This window comes from Rothia sp. HMSC036D11 (assembly GCF_001814205.1).
Lineage (GTDB): Bacteria > Actinomycetota > Actinomycetes > Actinomycetales > Micrococcaceae > Rothia > Rothia dentocariosa.
Window position 1 is genome coordinate 1 of sequence record NZ_KV815280.1, and the last position, 16,898, is coordinate 16,898.

The 16,898-nt window shown below is 57.3% G+C and carries 13 protein-coding genes; 9 read left to right on the top strand and 4 right to left on the bottom strand.

The features are described 5' to 3' along the window. Positions 1 to 53: 53 nt before the first annotated feature. A complete protein-coding gene (locus tag HMPREF2958_RS04045) occupies positions 54 to 1,499 on the bottom strand; it encodes an ABC transporter permease (RefSeq protein ID WP_070696857.1) in 1,446 nt (481 codons plus the stop codon). 273 nt (positions 1,500 to 1,772) lie between these two features. Further along, positions 1,773 to 3,338 (bottom strand): MFS transporter, encoded by a 1,566-nt coding sequence (locus tag HMPREF2958_RS04050; protein WP_070696897.1) that lies wholly within the window; start codon positions 3,336 to 3,338, stop codon positions 1,773 to 1,775. Positions 3,339 to 3,531: 193 nt separating this feature from the next. On the opposite strand from HMPREF2958_RS04050, the gene HMPREF2958_RS04055 reads away from it, so the two are divergent. Next, entirely contained in the window at positions 3,532 to 4,122 is a 591-nt protein-coding gene (locus tag HMPREF2958_RS04055; protein ID WP_070696859.1) for a TetR/AcrR family transcriptional regulator, read from the top strand. 117 nt (positions 4,123 to 4,239) lie between these two features. Here HMPREF2958_RS04055 and HMPREF2958_RS04060 read toward each other — a convergent pair whose 3' ends face one another. Continuing rightward, on the bottom strand, positions 4,240 to 4,725 hold the full coding sequence (locus HMPREF2958_RS04060) for an SRPBCC family protein (protein WP_070696861.1): 486 nt from the start codon (positions 4,723 to 4,725) through the stop codon (positions 4,240 to 4,242). A 187-nt stretch (positions 4,726 to 4,912) separates the two neighbouring features. Here HMPREF2958_RS04060 and HMPREF2958_RS04065 point away from each other — a divergent pair, with 187 nt between their 5' ends. From HMPREF2958_RS04065 to HMPREF2958_RS04100, 8 genes are all read left to right on the top strand, one after another. Next, positions 4,913 to 5,236 carry a putative quinol monooxygenase gene (locus HMPREF2958_RS04065; protein ID WP_070520925.1) on the top strand — a complete coding sequence of 108 codons (324 nt, stop codon included), beginning with the start codon at positions 4,913 to 4,915 and terminating at the stop codon, positions 5,234 to 5,236. 129 nt (positions 5,237 to 5,365) lie between these two features. Beyond that, positions 5,366 to 6,169 (top strand): NUDIX hydrolase, encoded by an 804-nt coding sequence (locus HMPREF2958_RS04070; RefSeq protein ID WP_004006338.1) that lies wholly within the window; start codon positions 5,366 to 5,368, stop codon positions 6,167 to 6,169. 258 nt (positions 6,170 to 6,427) lie between these two features. Beyond that, positions 6,428 to 7,030, top strand: coding sequence for a class I SAM-dependent methyltransferase (locus HMPREF2958_RS04075; RefSeq protein ID WP_070696862.1), 603 nt, complete (start codon positions 6,428 to 6,430; stop codon positions 7,028 to 7,030). Between the two features lie 310 nt (positions 7,031 to 7,340). Then, complete coding sequence (locus HMPREF2958_RS04080; RefSeq protein WP_070696864.1) at positions 7,341 to 9,116, top strand: ABC-F family ATP-binding cassette domain-containing protein; 1,776 nt, start codon at positions 7,341 to 7,343, stop codon at positions 9,114 to 9,116. Further along, positions 9,113 to 10,972 (top strand): ABC transporter ATP-binding protein, encoded by a 1,860-nt coding sequence (locus HMPREF2958_RS04085; RefSeq protein ID WP_070696866.1) that lies wholly within the window; start codon positions 9,113 to 9,115, stop codon positions 10,970 to 10,972. The genes HMPREF2958_RS04080 and HMPREF2958_RS04085 overlap by 4 nt, the downstream gene beginning before the upstream one ends. Beyond that, positions 10,966 to 12,705 carry an ABC transporter ATP-binding protein gene (locus tag HMPREF2958_RS04090; RefSeq protein ID WP_070696868.1) on the top strand — a complete coding sequence of 580 codons (1,740 nt, stop codon included), beginning with the start codon at positions 10,966 to 10,968 and terminating at the stop codon, positions 12,703 to 12,705. The genes HMPREF2958_RS04085 and HMPREF2958_RS04090 overlap by 7 nt, the downstream gene beginning before the upstream one ends. 169 nt (positions 12,706 to 12,874) lie before the next feature. Further along, on the top strand, positions 12,875 to 13,711 hold the full coding sequence (locus tag HMPREF2958_RS04095; RefSeq protein ID WP_083313695.1) for a bifunctional transcriptional activator/DNA repair enzyme AdaA: 837 nt from the start codon (positions 12,875 to 12,877) through the stop codon (positions 13,709 to 13,711). Positions 13,712 to 14,025: 314 nt separating this feature from the next. Next, complete coding sequence (locus HMPREF2958_RS04100) at positions 14,026 to 15,480, top strand: ATP-binding protein (protein WP_246828023.1); 1,455 nt, start codon at positions 14,026 to 14,028, stop codon at positions 15,478 to 15,480. Between the two features lie 121 nt (positions 15,481 to 15,601). Here HMPREF2958_RS04100 and HMPREF2958_RS04105 read toward each other — a convergent pair whose 3' ends face one another. Continuing rightward, a complete protein-coding gene (locus HMPREF2958_RS04105) occupies positions 15,602 to 16,231 on the bottom strand; it encodes a superoxide dismutase (protein WP_006886979.1) in 630 nt (209 codons plus the stop codon). Positions 16,232 to 16,898 lie beyond the last annotated feature (667 nt).

Here is a 16,898-nt window from a genome sequence, read left to right on the forward strand (position 1 = left end):
AAAAGGCTCTTTGTTTAAACAAAGAGCCTTTTTATGATCCAAGTACGCACGTATTACTCAGACGAACCTTCCGATGCCGACTTCGGGGAATCTGCACGAGCACCATCAGCGGCACTATCTATGTCATACGTTTCTGCCGAGCCAGCATCCCCGGCGCCCGCATTCTTCTGCGACTTCTGCCCCTGCTCTCTGCGAACCTGAACCAGCGGAATCTGCCCGGTGCTGAGGTCCTCAACCAATTCGTCGGTCAGAGTCGGGCCGTTCACCACTTGAGGCTGCGAAGCTGCCGCGGACTCAGCCTCCGAGGCGTCACTCGCCGCATCGTCAGGATGCTCGGTATAGAGGGGCACCGCATCCGTCGCCGGTTCAGCTTGCATAAGCACCCGACCCTTCTTGCGCTTGCGCCCAAAACGCTTCTTTTTGCCCGGTTTGAGCTCATGAAGCTGCACGTCAAGCCCGGATGTCGCAGTTGCCCCCGCACCCTTCGGCGGTTTACGTTCCAGGGTGTAGATAACGCGTGCAGGCTTCGGTTCCATGCCGATCTTGGCACGCATCCAGTTAATAATGCGATCCAGCCAGTTGTAGTCTGCGGTCGCCTCAACCACCTGGTGGTTACGCGGAATCATGCCCACATCGCTGAGCACGCGCGGGTATTCATCAATCTCTTGAATGCCCGCCATGTACATGTTCTCGCGGAACTGCTGTGCGAACTCGTGCTGCCCAATAAAGAGCAGGTCAGAGTAGGTTTTTGCGGTCAGCCGCTCGGTGTATGACTGCACGGAATCGCGGCTGCCTCGCTTGGCGCCGTAGGTGTCCCAGAAATAGAAGTACACGTTATTGGCGATAATCGCCGAACGAATCTTGTTTTGCAGATACCAGAGCACACCAACGGCGAGAAGCCCGATAATGATGATGACGAGCGAGCCAACCGGAATTGAATAGTCCACATAGTTATCGGCGCTGCGGGTTATAAACATGCGGTACAAATACGCACCGAACGAGATCAGCACCGGAATACCCAGGAAAATGGTGGCTATCGGAATCCAAATAAATGCGAAAAGCCACAGAATAAGACGATAGTAAATAATGGAGTCGCCAAACCCGATGGGGGTAGGCTTTACGGGAGAATGCGCGCGCTTCATCAGAAGATTGAACAGGCGGTTATTCTCAATACCGACCTTACGCAGCTTCGATTCGAGTGACGCACGCTTGAGGAAAACCCGGTAATTTTCAAGGATCTCGCGCTGTTCGGCGGTAATTTCATCCTCGGGCGGCAGGTCGCCAATATCAATTCCCGATTCCGCAAGCAATTTGCTCCACAGCTCTAAGCGGGCAAGTTCCGAGGGTTTGGCCTGGGTTTGTGATTGGTAGTTTTTATAGGAGATGAAAATGGTACTGGCACCGATGGCGAGCGTGACCATAGGCGCCATCCAGTCTTTAATATCCACGTGGTTATCCTCCCGGCGCGCGGCGACTGTAGCGACTGCCCTTGTGCGCATCCTAGTAACCTGAATGCGCGTATGCGGCGGCAAAGAACGCGTAAGCTGACGCGGCACCTACTCGCTGAAGCTGGTACTTCTACCGTAACATCTGAGCTTCTTTCTGCCGCGCTCATTTGGTTTCCACGTAAAATTTTATTCCCTAGATTATGCGTCTTTTGCGGTCTTTCCGGCGCCTACTTCCGCGCTAAAAGAGCCTTGATGTGAATAAAGAGTGTTTTCGCCACTTTATTCACATCAGGGCTCTTTTTAGCAGTGAAACTGGAGTTCGGTCTAGTGCTCTGCTTTCTCCAGTTCGGCGGGTACCGAGCGGAGCATCCGGTAGGTGAAGACCGACAGCACCGCCAGAAGCACGGCGCTAAAGGTCGCGGTTACCAGCACGCCCGAATCGAACGCGGCATGCGCCGAATGCAGCAGCTCAGCGCTTAGGTCCGACGGAAGCTGCCCGGCAACTGCGGTCGCGCCGCCGAGGGTTTCGCCCGCCGCATGGGCCGCATCCGCATTAAGACCGGCGGGAACCGTCACCTGTGCACGGTAAATCGCGGTCAGCATACCGCCGATCACCACGGTACCCAGCACGGTGCCGAACTCGTAGGCGGTCTCAGAAATCGCCGATGCAGCACCCGCTTTATTCGCTGGAACGCTGGAAAGAATTAGGTCATTCGAGATGGTCTGCGCCGCACCCACGCTCAACCCTAAGAACATGAAGGAAAGCATGAGCAGAAGGTCGTTGCGCGAACCGAAGAACACCACAAACAGGTACCCGAGGGCACCCAAGGCAAGCCCTGAAGACACAATCACCGCCGGGTGGAACCGCGAAACGAGCTTAGCGGCGTACAGGCCCGCAACAATGGTGCACGCCAGCCCGGGAATCAGGAACAGTCCAGCCTGCATGGGAGAGTACCCCGAAACCAGCTGCAAATGCTGCGAGACGAAGAGCAGGAACCCAACATCTACGAACATGGCGAACAGGTTCGCCAAAATCCCACCGGTGAACACGGTGTTTTTGAAGAGCCGAACATCGAGCATGGGGGTGGTTCCCGCACGCCCGCGGCGCAGCTGACGGCGCACGAAGAAGAACCCGAACACGGCACCAATAAGGGCGGTACTGAGCGCGAGCGCATCCACACCCGCTTCGGAAATATGGGTGAGACCGAAGGTTATGCCGATCATGGCGATCATAATCAGCAGGATGCTCACCATATCGAGCGGGCCGGGGTTTGGGTCTTTCGATTCGGGCACGGTCATGGGTGCGAGCACGAGGAACGGTACGAGTACGGGTACCGCCATGAGGAACACCGATCCCCACCAGAAATGGCTCAGCAGGAATCCGCCCACGACGGGACCGAGTGCTGCACCGGCGGAGAAGCCGGCCGCCCACACGGCGATTGCGGTGCGGCGTTCTTTCGGGTCACGGAAGATGTTGCGAATGAGTGAGAGCGTGGCGGGCATGAGCATGGCGCCGAAGAACCCAAGTACAGCGCGGGCGATGACAAGCAGCAGAGCGGTGGGCGCGAATGCGGCGAGTGCTGAGATAACCGCGAACCCGACGGAGCCGATTAGCAGGATTTTACGCCGCCCGATGCGGTCCCCCAGGCTTCCCATAGGCACGAGCAGCCCTGCAAGCACGAGCGAGTATGCGTCTACGATCCAGAGTTGCTCGCTGGAGGATGGTTCGAGCGCCTGCGCGATTGAGGGTACGGCGAATGCGAGCACGGTGTTATCGACCGAGACAAGCAGCACCGGCAGCATGAGCACGGTCAGGGCAATCCACCGTTTGATTTTCTGATCGGGCGCGTGAATAGGCAGCGCCTCGGTGACGGGGTATGAGTTGTTCATCGTTGTGTTCACACGCATCTGGGAGTTTTCGGCACTTGCGGCAGATGCGCCGGGCGGCAAGTGCTCATAGCCCGCAGAGGGGTTGCTGCTAGAGGCTTTGCTTGGGGTAGTAAGGATGCGCCACGCTGGCAACCACGGACACACTAACTATACCAACTAGACGGTAAAGTTTCTAATCCGTAGAATGGTGATTATGACTACCCCAGCCAGCGCATCCGAACCCCGTGCGACCCGCGCCAACAACTCGCGCGAGCAGATCTTAGACGCTTATGAACATCTGCTGGTACAGGCCGGTGAACGTGCCGCCACCCTTGATGCGGTCGCCGCCCAAGCGAAAGTTTCTAAGGGCGGGCTGCTCTATCATTTCGGCTCGAAAAAGGCACTCTTTGAGGCGCTTTTAGACCGCACCCGCACCTACGCAGACGAAGACCTTGAGAAGATGCGCGCCGCACCCGAGGGGGCCAGCGCCTATTACATCAACACCTCAACCTTTCAGGGCACCCCATTCGATATATGCCTGGTTGCCCTTTCGCGGTTGGCGCAGGATAAGAACCCGGCGGCACGCGAACTCATGGACGAGATTCAGGGGCAGTGGTATGAGCTGATTCGCGCGGAGATTGGGGACGATAAGATGGCGCGCACCGTGCTTTTGCTGGGGGACGGCATGTATTACAGTGCGGCGTTTGCGGGAGGTATGGCGAACCCGGCGGCGCGCAAACGCATCAAGGCTGATCGGGATATTCTGCTGGATGTGCTCGACATTCTCAGGCGCGCAGCACGGTAGTGTTCGTATCGGCATAACACCGCGAGCAGATAATATTTCGACGAAAAGATAGCAATCCGTTATCTGCTCGTCGAAATATTATCTGCTCGCGGGTAAGAAGCAGGCAAGAAACAGCCTCTACCCCTCGAAGGTGCGATGCAGTTTCGCCAGCGACAGCGCAATATTACGGCGGTTACGCGCGAACGCACCAAACGTACGAAATACAGGCGCAGCGGGGATAAACCCAAAAATTTTCGCTTCGGAAGCATCCCAGGTTTCACGCACGGTCACGGTGCCGTCGTGGTTATCTGCGATCTCCCAGGTCCAGTAGTGGTCGGCAGGCATGCGCCAGGAGAGGATCTGGTTCTTCTCGGCGCGCACGACCGTGGGAGACATGCGGTACGGGATGCCCAGGAACATTTTTTCGGTGAAGGTATCGCCTTCGCGCAGTTCGGGGGTGTCGCCGGATATCAGCCCGCGCACCGAACCGCCGCCGTCAAGCTCGGTATGGCGGGCGGGGTCGGCAATTAGGGCGTACACATCACTTGCCGCCGCCCGCAGAGTAGTTTCGGCGGAGATCATGGCGGGGTCCGTCTCAAGGAACTTTATCTGTGCAGTAGTCATACCTTTAACCCTACGCCCGTGAACACCCCACGACTAGCCGCGAGCAGGTGGTTTTTGGTCCGAGGAGGTTGGAAAATCCTACCTTGTCGGCGGAATCTAACCTGCTCGTGACTCCGAAGCTCTGCCCGCGCGAGCGCATCCTGTGAAAGAATAGAAGTGTTCCGTATCTTGCGTATTAGGATTCGTTATGATTTTTATTGTTGTGAAATTTCCCGTCAAGCCCGAATACGCCGAAAAATGGCTGGATTTAACCCGCGACTTCACCGAGGCAACCCGTGCCGAACCCGGCAACAAGTGGTTTGAGTGGTCGCGCAGCGTTGAGGATCCGAACGAGTTCGTGCTGGTAGAGGCGTTCGAGGACGACGGCGCGGCGGCTCATGTGAACTCCGCGCATTTCGCCCAAGCCATAGCCGATATGCGCCCGGCTCTGCGCGAGACTCCGAAGATTATCTCCCGCCAGATCGACGGTGACGGTTGGGACGCTATGGGCGAGCTGAACATCGAGAATTAGCCGCTTTACCTCAAGAGTCCAACCATGCAGCGCGTGTATCCGTCGGATGCGCGCGCCGTAAGTCGTGTAACGCCGTTTTTACCCTTAAAATGGTTATAGGGCACACAAAAATAAGTACAGGAGTCATGGATGAACTCATCACCACATTACGCAGCTGAGGTCCCCGAAGAACACGAGGCCGACCACAGTTCGGTTTCGTTAGCGGTTTCTACCGTGATTCTTGCATTACGCCACAAAAAGAATAGTGCGCGCCCAAGTCTTTGGCTGCCGCTGGTGCGCCGCTTGCGCGAACCTTATAAGGGACAGTGGGCGCTTCCCGGCGGTCCCTTGCAGTCCCAGCAGTCTCTAGAGCAGGCGGCGGGGTACACGCTCAAGCGCGCGACCGGTCTTGAGCCTGGGTACCTTGAGCAGCTGTATGCGTTCGGTGATGTTTTGCGTGCCCCGGAGGCACGTGCGGCGCGCATCAACGGCACACCGGTTCCGGCGCCTGGGGCGGACCATGAGCGCGTGGTTTCGGTGGTTTATTGGGCTTCGATCCCGGCGACTGAGGTTTCGCAGACTCGCGTGCACGAAAATATTCGCTGGTTCCCGGTAGATGAGCTTCCCGAGCTGGCTTTCGACCACAACGAGATTGTGGAGTACGCCCTGTACCGCCTGCAGAATAAGGTCGAATATTCGCGTATTGCGCACTCCTTCTTGGGCGATGAGTTCACGTTGGCGCAGCTGCGTGAGGTGTACGAGGCGATTCTCGGTCGCCCGTTGGATCCCGCGAATTTCCGCCGCCAGATTGCAGCCTCAAAGTCGATTATTGATACCGGTCGGCGTATTGAAGGTACCCGCCACCGCCCGCCGCGCCTGTACCGCTACAACACGGCGCAGGCTTATGCGGATGCCGGCCCGCTGGGCATGTACCGCGAACGCCGCGAGTCTTAGAAGAGTTCCGGGAGCGGCAAGTTGCGTCGCTCAGGGGTCGTTATTTCGATCGCGTGGAGTACTGGTGCCACGTTCAAAAACTTGGAATACTCAGACACTCTAAATCCGGGGGTGTTTTCTTCATGCGAGAGCAGTAAAGTGCTATCGCATGAAGAAAACACTCCCGTTTTTGTACTCTCCCTTGTTGTGCGTGAAGGCGGCCAAGGAAACCGGAACACAACCTATCGCGTTGCGCAATAAACACCACGTGAGGAAACAATGACAGTCAGCAGCAGGTATGGGGTGCGGGCGGCGGAATATTGTGGGGCGCTGGGGTCGCTCGATCAGATGGAACCAACTGATATTGCCCTAATCAAGTCGTGGGGCGCATCCGTGCCAGGCAGTATTCTTGATTCCGGATGCGGCCCCGGGCATTGGGCGCGCCTGCTCGCCTCCGCAGACCGATCCGTCACCGGCATAGATGTAACCCCCGAATTTATTGCCCATGCCCGCGCTGCCTCAGACGGCCCAAATCTTAGCTTCGAGGTCATGGATATGGCACACACGCCCTATACTGAAGGGTCTTTCGCGGGAATTCTCGCCTGGTATTCGCTCATTCACACGCCACCAGCTCACCTTACCGGCACACTCACCGAGTTCTCTCGGCTGTTGATTCCGGGAGGAAGCCTTCTTCTGGGGATGTTTCTGGGCGACCACGGCTTGCCCTTCGCGCACGCAGTGACAACCGCCTATTATGTGAGCGTTCCAGAGTTTTCCGCACTGTGCGAGAAGGCCGGGTTTACGGTGGAAGAAGTTCACACCCGCAGCACCGGGCGGCACCGCGACCACCTGGCGATAGTGGCGCGCAAGCCGAAAGATTAATACGCCCCATGATTGACAGGCGCTATCGCCACTCCCTACACTAGAGGTTATCCGGGTCACATTCCGGATTGTTCCTATCTATTGCACCGAGGCGCACGGAAGCGCATCGGCACACGAGGAGGCACCAGCACATGAACGGCTCCCGAGCATAGCCCGGATCAAAATACCAGGTCAGCGTGCTTTTACGCGCTCATACCACCGCCCGGGCTTACGTGTATCTACACACCATGCTCGGGTTTTTTCATACCCTCACACCTAACGCGCGCTGCGATGGCGGGGATCCGAGCACCGACTCGAAGGAACTCGGCCCATGCCACACCACATTACACTCGACCATATTTCGTATGCGCATCCGGGTGAACCCCCGCTTTTCACCGACCTCTCCGCCGTATTTTCCGCGCCGCTCACTGGGCTTATCGGCGATAACGGCACCGGAAAAACTACCCTCTTCAGGCTTATTCTTGGCGAGATAAAGCCTAGTCACGGCACAATCAGCGCCCCGCCGCGCATAGCGTATCTGCCGCAAGATTTGGGGTTGAGCGAGCATCAGCATCTTGCCGATATTTTTGGAATTACAAAAATTCTGCGAGCGCTTGATGCGCTGGAATCGGGCGACTACTCCCCCAGCCTTTATGACACCATCGACGACGCCTGGGATATTGAAGAGCGCACTCTAGCGACCCTTGCCGAGTACGGTTTTAGTCCTGCGCTCACCACGGATGCCGCCGACCCGCACGCCATTCGCGACCTTCTGGTGCGCCCCCTTAGCACCTTTTCGGGCGGTCAGACGGTCACTGCCGCCCTCGCCGCGCTTCTGCGCTCGAACCCCGAGTTTATTCTGCTGGATGAGCCCACGAATAACCTGGATTCCGCCGCGAAGAATCGGCTTTTCGCGGCACTTGAGACCCTCACCTGCCCGGCGCTCATCATCAGCCACGACCGCGATCTGCTCGCGCATATGAACGCGATCGCCGAGCTGCACGCCGACCGTGAGGGGCGGGCGCATCTGCGCATATATGAGGGAAACTACGACACCTACCGGGCGGCGTGGAAGGCCGAGGAGAGCGCCGCGCATCGCCGCGTGAGTGATGCGAAAAATGAGGCGCGCAAGGCTGAGCGCGAGCGCATCGAGAACCAGATTAAGCTCGATCGCAACGCCCGCCGAGGCCGCGATTTTGAGCGGTCGAAGCGTAAACCTGGCCTGGCGATGGGCCTGGATAAGAACAGTTCAGAGCGCTCCGCAGGGAAACTTCGCGCGGCACACGAAAGTATGGTGGCGGATGCGCGTGCGGCAGTTAGTGAAGCCCAAGAGAACCTGCGCGTGCAGGAGCGTATCTACCTGGAACTTGCTCAGGATGCACTCCCGGCAGGGCGGAAGGTGCTGGAATTACAGCAGGTGGATAAGGGATTTTACGTGTCTGCGCAACAGAGTGCCGATTTTAAGAATGCACACACCCAAAATATTGTTTCACATGAAACACAACCTTATGAAGTTGATTATCCGTCCCGCGACCAAGACTTTCCCGAAGCTCTTATCCTGACCGGACCCGAACATATGCGCATCACGGGAGCAAACGGCAGCGGCAAGACCGTGCTTCTCAAAGCAATAGCGCACGCGAATGACCCCGACTACCGCTCCCCCGTGCCGCCCGCTTACCGGGTGCTCTACCGCCTGGGCAACGCCGCGTATCTGCCGCAGCGCATCACGCTTGACCCTGAACGCACCCTCCTTGAAACCGTGCAGCGGGCGAACCCGGGGGCGAGCGAACAGCATCTTCGCGACCAACTGGCGCGGCTGCTGTTCAGGCGAGAAAGCGTGCATCAGCGTATTGGGGAGCTTTCCGGGGGTGAACGTTTTCGTGCCGCGCTGGCGACGGTTCTGCTCACCGACCCGGTGCCGCAGCTTCTTCTGTTGGATGAGCCCACGAATAACCTAGATATTTCGTCGGTGGATTGGCTAGTACAGGCGCTCGATGCCTATACCGGCGCGCTGATCATCGTTAGCCACGACGAGGATTTTTGCGAGCGCATCCGCATCGACCGCACGCTCAGCCTTTCGGCGAAAACCCTTGGGGAAATGTCATGATAAACATTCTTCGTTCCATCCCGTGGGCATTCCGTATAACTCTTCACACGGCGCCTATTCCCTTCCTTGCTGCGGTTTGTACGACCCTGCTTCTCACGTTCATGCCGAGCGCGCAGGTGGTACTGGTGAATGCTGCGGTGGGTTCGGTGGCCTCTGGCGATACTGCAGCATCGCTCACCTGGGCCGCGGTAATCGGTGTCCTCGTGGCGGCGTACCTTCTGGTACAGCGGGCAAGCATGTCGCTCTTCACCATGACGAAGGCGCGCGTGAATGCCGCCGCGCATCAAAAACTCAATACCACCCTGGCGCGGATGAATCCCGAGGTGATGAGTGAACCCGAGATGCAGAAGCATCTTCGTGCAGCCCGTGAATCTCTTACGAAGCAGGAGATTCCCACGCAGGCAAATTCCGTGGTGACTCTCATCGCCGCCGTGGCGATGGTTCTGCTGCTGTGCGCAACAATTGCAGGTACGAGCCTTCCGGCTGCGTTCTTTGTGGCGGGGTGCATGGTTCCGCTGTCCGCCGCGATGGTGCTGCTGGCGAAACGTGACTACTGTATCTATGGGCAGGTTTATGAGGACCGCCGTGAAGAGGCATACTTTCTGGATGCGCTCACCCACCCCAGCACAGCCCGGGAGATCGCAACCCTAGGGGCCGGTGGTTTCTTCGCCAACAGTGTGGCGCGGGCACGAGATCGTGCCACCGGGCGGGAATACAATCTGGAGGCGGTACGCGGCATCGTGGTGGGGTTCGCCGGGCTCATCTGCTCGGTGTTGCTGATGGGTGCACTCTACTGCCTGATTAGCTCCGGGGCGAGCGCGGGCGAGATTGCCGGTGCGCTAGTGGGCACGCTCACCTGTATCGCGGCCACGCAGGATGTTGGCTACGCCTTCGGACAGGTCTCGAACGGGGCAATGTCAATTGCTCAGTACCGCGCGTTTGTGGATAATCCGCGCTACGTGCTTGCTTCAGAGACAACGCATCATAATCCGCCCGCAACCGGTGATTCTCCGCGTGAACTCACTGTACGCAATCTAAGCGTCACCTATCCCGGGGCGGATACACCGACGCTGCACCACGTGAACCTGCATATAAAACGCGGGCAGATGGTCGCTTTGGTCGGTGCCAGTGGCGCGGGGAAAACTACGCTGGTGCGCGGAATCCTTGGGCTGACTCCCACCACCGCAGGCAGCGTGCTCTTCGACGATACTCCGGTCGACTCGCTAAGCGTGCAACAGGTTTTTAGGCACGCCACCCTGCTCAGCCAGGACTACGGGCGTTATGAGCTGACCGTGCGGGAAAACCTGCTGTTGGGCACGCACGCTCAGGGGCAGGAACCGCCCACCGATCAGCGTCTCTGGGATGCGCTCGATAAATCCCGCGCCGCCGAGTTCGTTCGCGCCCTACCCGCCGGTTTAGACACTCAATTGGGTGAGCAGTGGGGCGGGGTCGGGCTATCGGGCGGGCAATGGCAGCGGCTCGCATTGGCGCGCCTGATCCTGCGTAATACCGCCCTATGGATTCTGGACGAACCCACCAGCGCTATTGATGCTCACGCCGAGGAGCAGATTTTCGCTACCCTGCGCAAAGTTGCGGCGGATCATATGACGATTCTGGTCTCACATCGCGCCTGGACTCTCAAACACGCGGATGTCATTCATGTGGTGGATCACGGAACCATCGTCGAATCGGGAACCTACGCCGAACTATTAGACGCTGGCGAGCGGTTTGCCGAAATTTTCGCCTCACAGATAGAGGATGCGCCGGAACACACGCCGTCGGACTTGTCAGTTGCTGACGGCGCCGGATCCACGGAAAACATCGGGTCTGCGGAAGAAGGGACACCATCGTGTTAAAAACGATTAGACAAACTCTCTGGGCCCTGCGGTATGCGCTGCGGGCGCATCCTATTCTTGTACTCAGCTCGTTCACCCTTCTCACAGTGCTCTCGTTTCTGCCCAGCGTACAGATGTTCCTCATAGCCGCAATCACCGACTCGCTCAGCGCCGGGGATGCGCACACTGCACTCATGTGGGCGGGCGTAACCGGGGGCGTGCTGGCGGGTAACCTTGCCCTGCAGCAGGTGTCTAATTCGCTGGATATGTCGCTGCGGGCGGGTATGGCGCAAACAGGTATCCGGGCGATCGCCTGCAGGCTCGCTTCCCTCACCCCCGAGCAGATTTCGCGCGGCTCATTTTCGCAGCGCTCGCGTGCCGCCCAGGATGCGGTCGCCAACGGCCACCTGCACACCCAAGTAACCAGCACCGGCGTACTTCTCTTCACGTTTCTTATGGTGGGTTCGCTCTGCGTCATGGTGGCTCGCGTCAGTTCTGCGGCAGCGGTATGCCTTCTGCTCTGCCTGATTCCGGTGGCGTTCGTAGCGGGGCTGTACACACGGCGCAACGAGCAGGCCTGGGATAGCATTTATGCGCATAACCACCGGGCCTGGTACGCTACCAACCAGATAGCCTACCCGAATACCGCCGAAGAACTTTCGACCCTGAAAGCAGGCTGGTTCTTTGCGGCACGGGCTAACCGGCAACGCGGGCTGGCCGCTGACGAAGAGGTGAAACTTACCGCATATGCCCTGCGTTTGCAGGTAATATCGGGGGTAATGTGCGCGGTATTCCTGGTGGGTGCGCTAGGTTTTCTGGTGTCCTCCGGGGCGAGCGCGGGTATCATCTCTGGTGCAATAGTGGGCGCACTTTCCGCCATGATGTCGCTGGCTGCAGCGAGTCACGATATGAGCTCGCTCGGCGCCGGGGCTAACGGAATTACACGGTATCGAGAGTTCCTGGAAGGCTCCGAAAACCCGTCTCGCAAAGTGGTCACCACTCTTGATGCACCGCTTAGCCGCGTGTGCATCGAGAACCTTTCCATCACCTACCCCAACGCTGAAAAACCCGTGGTGCGCGGGGTATCCTTCGAGATTGAGCGCGGTCAAACAATCGCACTCGTGGGGGCAAACGGTGCGGGCAAGACCACGCTAATACATGGGATTCTGGGCATGCTTGCCGCTCACGAGGGGCGTGTTCTTTTCAACAACACCCCGGTGGATACTCTCGATTCCGCCGAACGGCACCGGCTGGCAACTATTCTCACCCAAGATTTTGGACGCTACGAACTGACGGTTCGGCAGAACCTCCTCATGGGGATTTCCGGGCGCTCCGCAACTGACGAGCAGCTGTGGGATGCGCTCAACAAAGCCCGCGCCGCCGAGTTCGTGCGGGCTCTGCCTGCCGGTTTAGACACACAGCTGGGTGAGCAGTGGGGCGGCGTTGGGCTATCGGGCGGGCAATGGCAGCGGCTCGCGCTGGCACGTCTGATTCTGCGCAATACCGCCCTGTGGATTCTGGACGAACCCACCAGCGCGATTGATGCCGAAACGGAGGAAGATATTTTCGCCTCTCTGCGCGAGATTGCGGCGGATCACATGACGATTCTGGTCTCGCATCGCGCCTGGACCCTCCGCCACGCCGACCATATTTATGTGATGGATGCGGGCGCAATCGTCGAATCCGGCACTTACACCGAGTTGATGGCGCGCGACTCCTATTTCGCCCGGCTTTTCGCCTCACAGACGGGGTGATTACTCGGTCGCTTCAGCCACCCCCACCAATCCGGGAACAGTTTTTTATTCGGGAGCGATGAGAATATTCCCGTTTCTACGCCTCCCGCGCACAAGGTCAAGAATCGGGTCGTTTTCCGTCCGGAACATCCGTATTCTCTAGTGTTAAGACCTTGAACTAGGAGAATCTTTGAGCATCACAGACCCGATCGAGCAAACCGTCCAGTTCGGGCGCATAGCCGCCGCTATTGAGTACCTATATGACCACGCCGCAGATCAGCCCACGCTCGCGCAGGTATCCCAAGCGGTTCATGTGAGCCCCGAATACCTGCAGCGGCAGTTCCAGCAGTGGGCGGGGGTGAGCCCCAAGAAAATGCTGCAGCATATCAGCCTTGAACGGGCGAAGGCGGCGCTCGCTGGGCAGCAGAGCACGCTCGATGCGGCCTGGTCGAGCGGGTTCAGCGGCACGGGACGCCTGCACGATGCGTTCGTCACCATTGAGGGCATGACCCCCGGCGAGTATAAGAACGGCGGGGCGAACCTGCGCATCGTCTGGCGTTACGCCGCGTCTCCTTTCGGCACGGTGCTGATCGCCGCAACGGATAAAGGCATATGTCATATGGCCTTCGCCGATAACCCGGATGCGGCTCTTACGAACCTGCGCGCCGAATACCCGAACGCTCAGCTGCATGAGGGTGAGCATCCTTTTCACGAGCAGGCGTTGAGTATTTTCGGGGGCGGTGGGAAGCGCATCGCCCTGCATTTGAAGGGTACGCCGTTTCAGGTGCAGGTGTGGCGTGCGCTTTTGAATATTCCGCAGGGTGCCGTGCAAAGTTATGGGTCTGTGGCTGAGAGTATTGGTCGCCCGCGTGCCGCGCGTGCCGTGGGAACCGCTGTGGGGCACAATCCGGTTGCCATGATTATTCCTTGCCACCGAGTGATTCGTGAGAGCGGCGTGATCGGGGATTACCGTTGGGGTCGCGGCCGCAAAATGGCACTTCTCGCACAAGAACTAGGCGCGGCTTAGCGAACATCGGTCCACCCCAGTTTTACCCGCTCCCGCTTTTACACTTGCGAAAGCATCCCGCGAGTTGTGTGCTCTTCGGAAGTCCGCAAAGTTCAAAGGGGACCCGGTTGACTCCTCGGTGAAAGTTACACAATTGCCATCGAGAGTTACATCTTTGTCACGTTCTCTCGCGTTTTTCATGCCAAAGTGACAAAAACCCATCTGAAAGTTACATTTTGTCACCCAAAATCACCAGATTTGTAACTTTCAGCCCGGTCAGACACTCATATTGTCACTCTCAGAGTTACAATATTTACATGTATACGCCTGAAGAAGTGACACAAACTCTGAATGAGCTACGCCTCCTCGGTCGGGATAGCCTGACCGTTGAGGTGAAGTCGGCGCATAACGGTTACCCATCGTCCATTGCTGAGACTATCTGTAGCTTTGCCAACCTTCCTGACGGCGGCACCATCATATGCGGCGTGGACGAATCCCAAGATTTTGCCTCCGTGGGGGTTTACGATCTTGAAGATTTACGAGCAAAAATTATTGACGCCGCGCAGAATCTCAAACCAAAAATCGCGGTAGAAACCACCGATATGGTTCTGGGCGATCATCAGGTGCTCATCGTATCTGTTCCAGGGTTACCGGTACAGGAACGCCCCTGCTTTAAAGGTAATGTGGCGTATCAACGCCTCGGAGACGGTGACTACCCGATGGATAGTTACGCGCTAAGCCTTATGTATGCCCAACGCCATAAACCACAGAATGACCTACGAAATATTCCTGGAACGTCCATCAAAGATTTAGATGAGCCGTACACTGAGGACTTTTTGCGTCAGGTTCGCCTCTCCTCAGCACGTTTGCGGCATGACTCTGACCAGGGAATTCTGCACAAACGCAATGTTCTCGCCGCCGCGCAGAACAATTTAACCTTGGCCGGATTATGTGCTCTGGGGGATTATCCGCAGCAGTTTTATTCTGGGGCAAGTATTATCGGCGTAGTGTCTATGAGCGGTACAGCCCGTAATGATGACCGTTTTCGGGGCGAAGGCCCTATTCCTGCCATGCTTGAAGATGCGCTTGCCTGGCTTGTGCGTAATCTCAAAAACCGCACCGTAACAACCCCTGACGGGGCGGGTCTGGTGGATGAGCCCGAAATTCCTCTGGTGGCTCTGCGCGAATTCGTGGCGAATGCCCTTGTGCACCGCAGTTATGAGCAGGATGCTTCGGGCAAGTTCGTGCAGATTTTTATCAAGCGTGGCCGTGTTGAGATCATCAGCCCCGGTGGTTTTTGGGGTATCTTACCTAGTCAGGTCGGTCTTGTGCACCGCCCTGCGGCTGTGAATGAGGCACTGTACGCTATCTGCCAGAATATTCGTCTCAGCGACGGTCGCCGGCTCATTGAGGGAGAAGGCGGCGGTATTTTGGCGGCACAGCAGGCCTTACGCAATGCTGGTTTGCGCGAGGCGCGCATCCTTGATGAAGGTATTCAGGTACGCGTTATCATTTACCGCTCCACGGACGATGCACAGTCCACACGGGATCGACGGGCGGCACAGTCTTCCCAGCATGTTGACGTACCGCAGGAACTATCCGCCACAGAATCACAGGTGTATTCTGCCTTAGCGCAGAAGCCCGCTACGGTCGCCGATCTCGTAGAAGATACCCAGTTAACCGCACGGCAGGTTCGGTATGCACTGCCCAAATTGGTCAAACGAGGTATAGCGGAACAGCGAGCACACTCAGGGCATCGCGGTTCTGTATACCACCTCGTCACCGTGTAGCCACTAACCCGTGAGTTCTATAGCGCAAAGCGGGTGCCCGGCGCCTTCGTTAGAAGAGGCGCCGGGCACCCGCCCGTATACGATACGCCCTGAGTGCGAGCGCATCGTTAATTCTTAAGGACTACTCGGGAAGCACCAGACCCTTGGTCTGCGACACTGCGCGTGCGAAGCGCTCAGCGACGTCTGCCCAGTTCACGATGTTCCAGAATGCCTTCACGTAGTCGCCCTTCACGTTCTGGTAGTCCAGGTAGAAGGCGTGCTCCCACATATCCAGCTGCAGAACGGGAATCAGTGCAACCGAGATGTTGCCCTGCTGGTCGTACAGCTGCTCAATGATGAGGCGCTTGCCCACGGTGTCCCAGGCGAGAATTGCCCAGCCGGAGCCCTGAATGGTGAGGGCAACGTTGGTGAAGTGCTCACGGAACTTGTCGAAGGAGCCGAAGAACTCGTCGATAGCCGCTGCGAGCTCGCCGGTGGGCTTGTCGCCGCCCTCGGGGGAAAGGTTCTTCCAGAAGATCGAGTGGTTGGTGTGACCACCCAGGTTGAAGGCAAGATCCTTGGACAGCTTGGAAACGTTGCCGTAGGAGCCGTTTGCGCGTGCTTCCTCAAGCTGCTCTAGTGCAGCGTTCGCGCCTGCAACATAGGCTGCGTGGTGCTTATCGTGGTGCAGCTCCATGATCTTTGCGGAGATGTGGGGTTCGAGCGCCGCGTAGTCGTAGGGGAGCTCGGGAAGAGTGTACTTTTCAGCCATAGTGTATGCCCTTTCAATCAGAAGATGGCGTCGTTACAAGAGTACCAGCGTTTGCCTGCGAGTTCAGTGGGTTCTGGGCATTGTGCGGGGATGCTGTGCATAGGGTGGAGAAAGTTTTCCACAGGGGTGGATAAACCCGTGGATTTTATTTCAAATTCATCACGATTTCGGAGTATTTGCCGGATTTTTGCGGGGTCCAGACCCGCAAATAACAGGTATGTAAGTTATCCACGCTGTGGATAAACTTTGTGGATAACCCATAATGATATTCTCTATCGCGCATAGATAGGGACGATTTATGACGCCAAAAGCCGAAAATTAGTGTCGTTATGTTACGTGTAATTTTTACCGTGTTCGCTGTGTTTTAGCGTCTTTTCGCCCATAAAAACTCACGTGCTAGTACCGCATATAGTTTTCACAAGCAAAATTTAGTGTGTGCATAATGCACAACCTATTCTGTGGATAATGACCGGTGGAAATTGTTCACAAAGTTTTCCACAGGTGTGGAAAGTATCTGTTTAAAACTTGTCTCGATATCCTCAAATTTCTGGATGCGTCCACCGAAAATTTTCATCTCAGAGTTTTTTCGTGTATTTGCACGGATTAACGGGCGCGTTCTAAGACACAGTGGGCGTGATGCGTGTGTGAGCCAGATTCCCTAATAACA

Excerpts from the sequence above, each read along its gene's own strand:
- HMPREF2958_RS04045 (WP_070696857.1), bottom strand. The coding sequence starts at position 1,499 with ATGCGCACAAGGGCAGTCGCTACAGTCGCCGCGCGCCGGGAGGATAAC.
- HMPREF2958_RS04050 (WP_070696897.1), bottom strand. The coding sequence starts at position 3,338 with ATGAACAACTCATACCCCGTCACCGAGGCGCTGCCTATTCACGCGCCC.
- HMPREF2958_RS04055 (WP_070696859.1), top strand. The coding sequence starts at position 3,532 with ATGACTACCCCAGCCAGCGCATCCGAACCCCGTGCGACCCGCGCCAAC.
- HMPREF2958_RS04060 (WP_070696861.1), bottom strand. The coding sequence starts at position 4,725 with ATGACTACTGCACAGATAAAGTTCCTTGAGACGGACCCCGCCATGATC.
- HMPREF2958_RS04065 (WP_070520925.1), top strand. The coding sequence starts at position 4,913 with ATGATTTTTATTGTTGTGAAATTTCCCGTCAAGCCCGAATACGCCGAA.
- HMPREF2958_RS04070 (WP_004006338.1), top strand. The coding sequence starts at position 5,366 with ATGAACTCATCACCACATTACGCAGCTGAGGTCCCCGAAGAACACGAG.
- HMPREF2958_RS04075 (WP_070696862.1), top strand. The coding sequence starts at position 6,428 with ATGACAGTCAGCAGCAGGTATGGGGTGCGGGCGGCGGAATATTGTGGG.
- HMPREF2958_RS04080 (WP_070696864.1), top strand. The coding sequence starts at position 7,341 with ATGCCACACCACATTACACTCGACCATATTTCGTATGCGCATCCGGGT.
- HMPREF2958_RS04085 (WP_070696866.1), top strand. The coding sequence starts at position 9,113 with ATGATAAACATTCTTCGTTCCATCCCGTGGGCATTCCGTATAACTCTT.
- HMPREF2958_RS04105 (WP_006886979.1), bottom strand. The coding sequence starts at position 16,231 with ATGGCTGAAAAGTACACTCTTCCCGAGCTCCCCTACGACTACGCGGCG.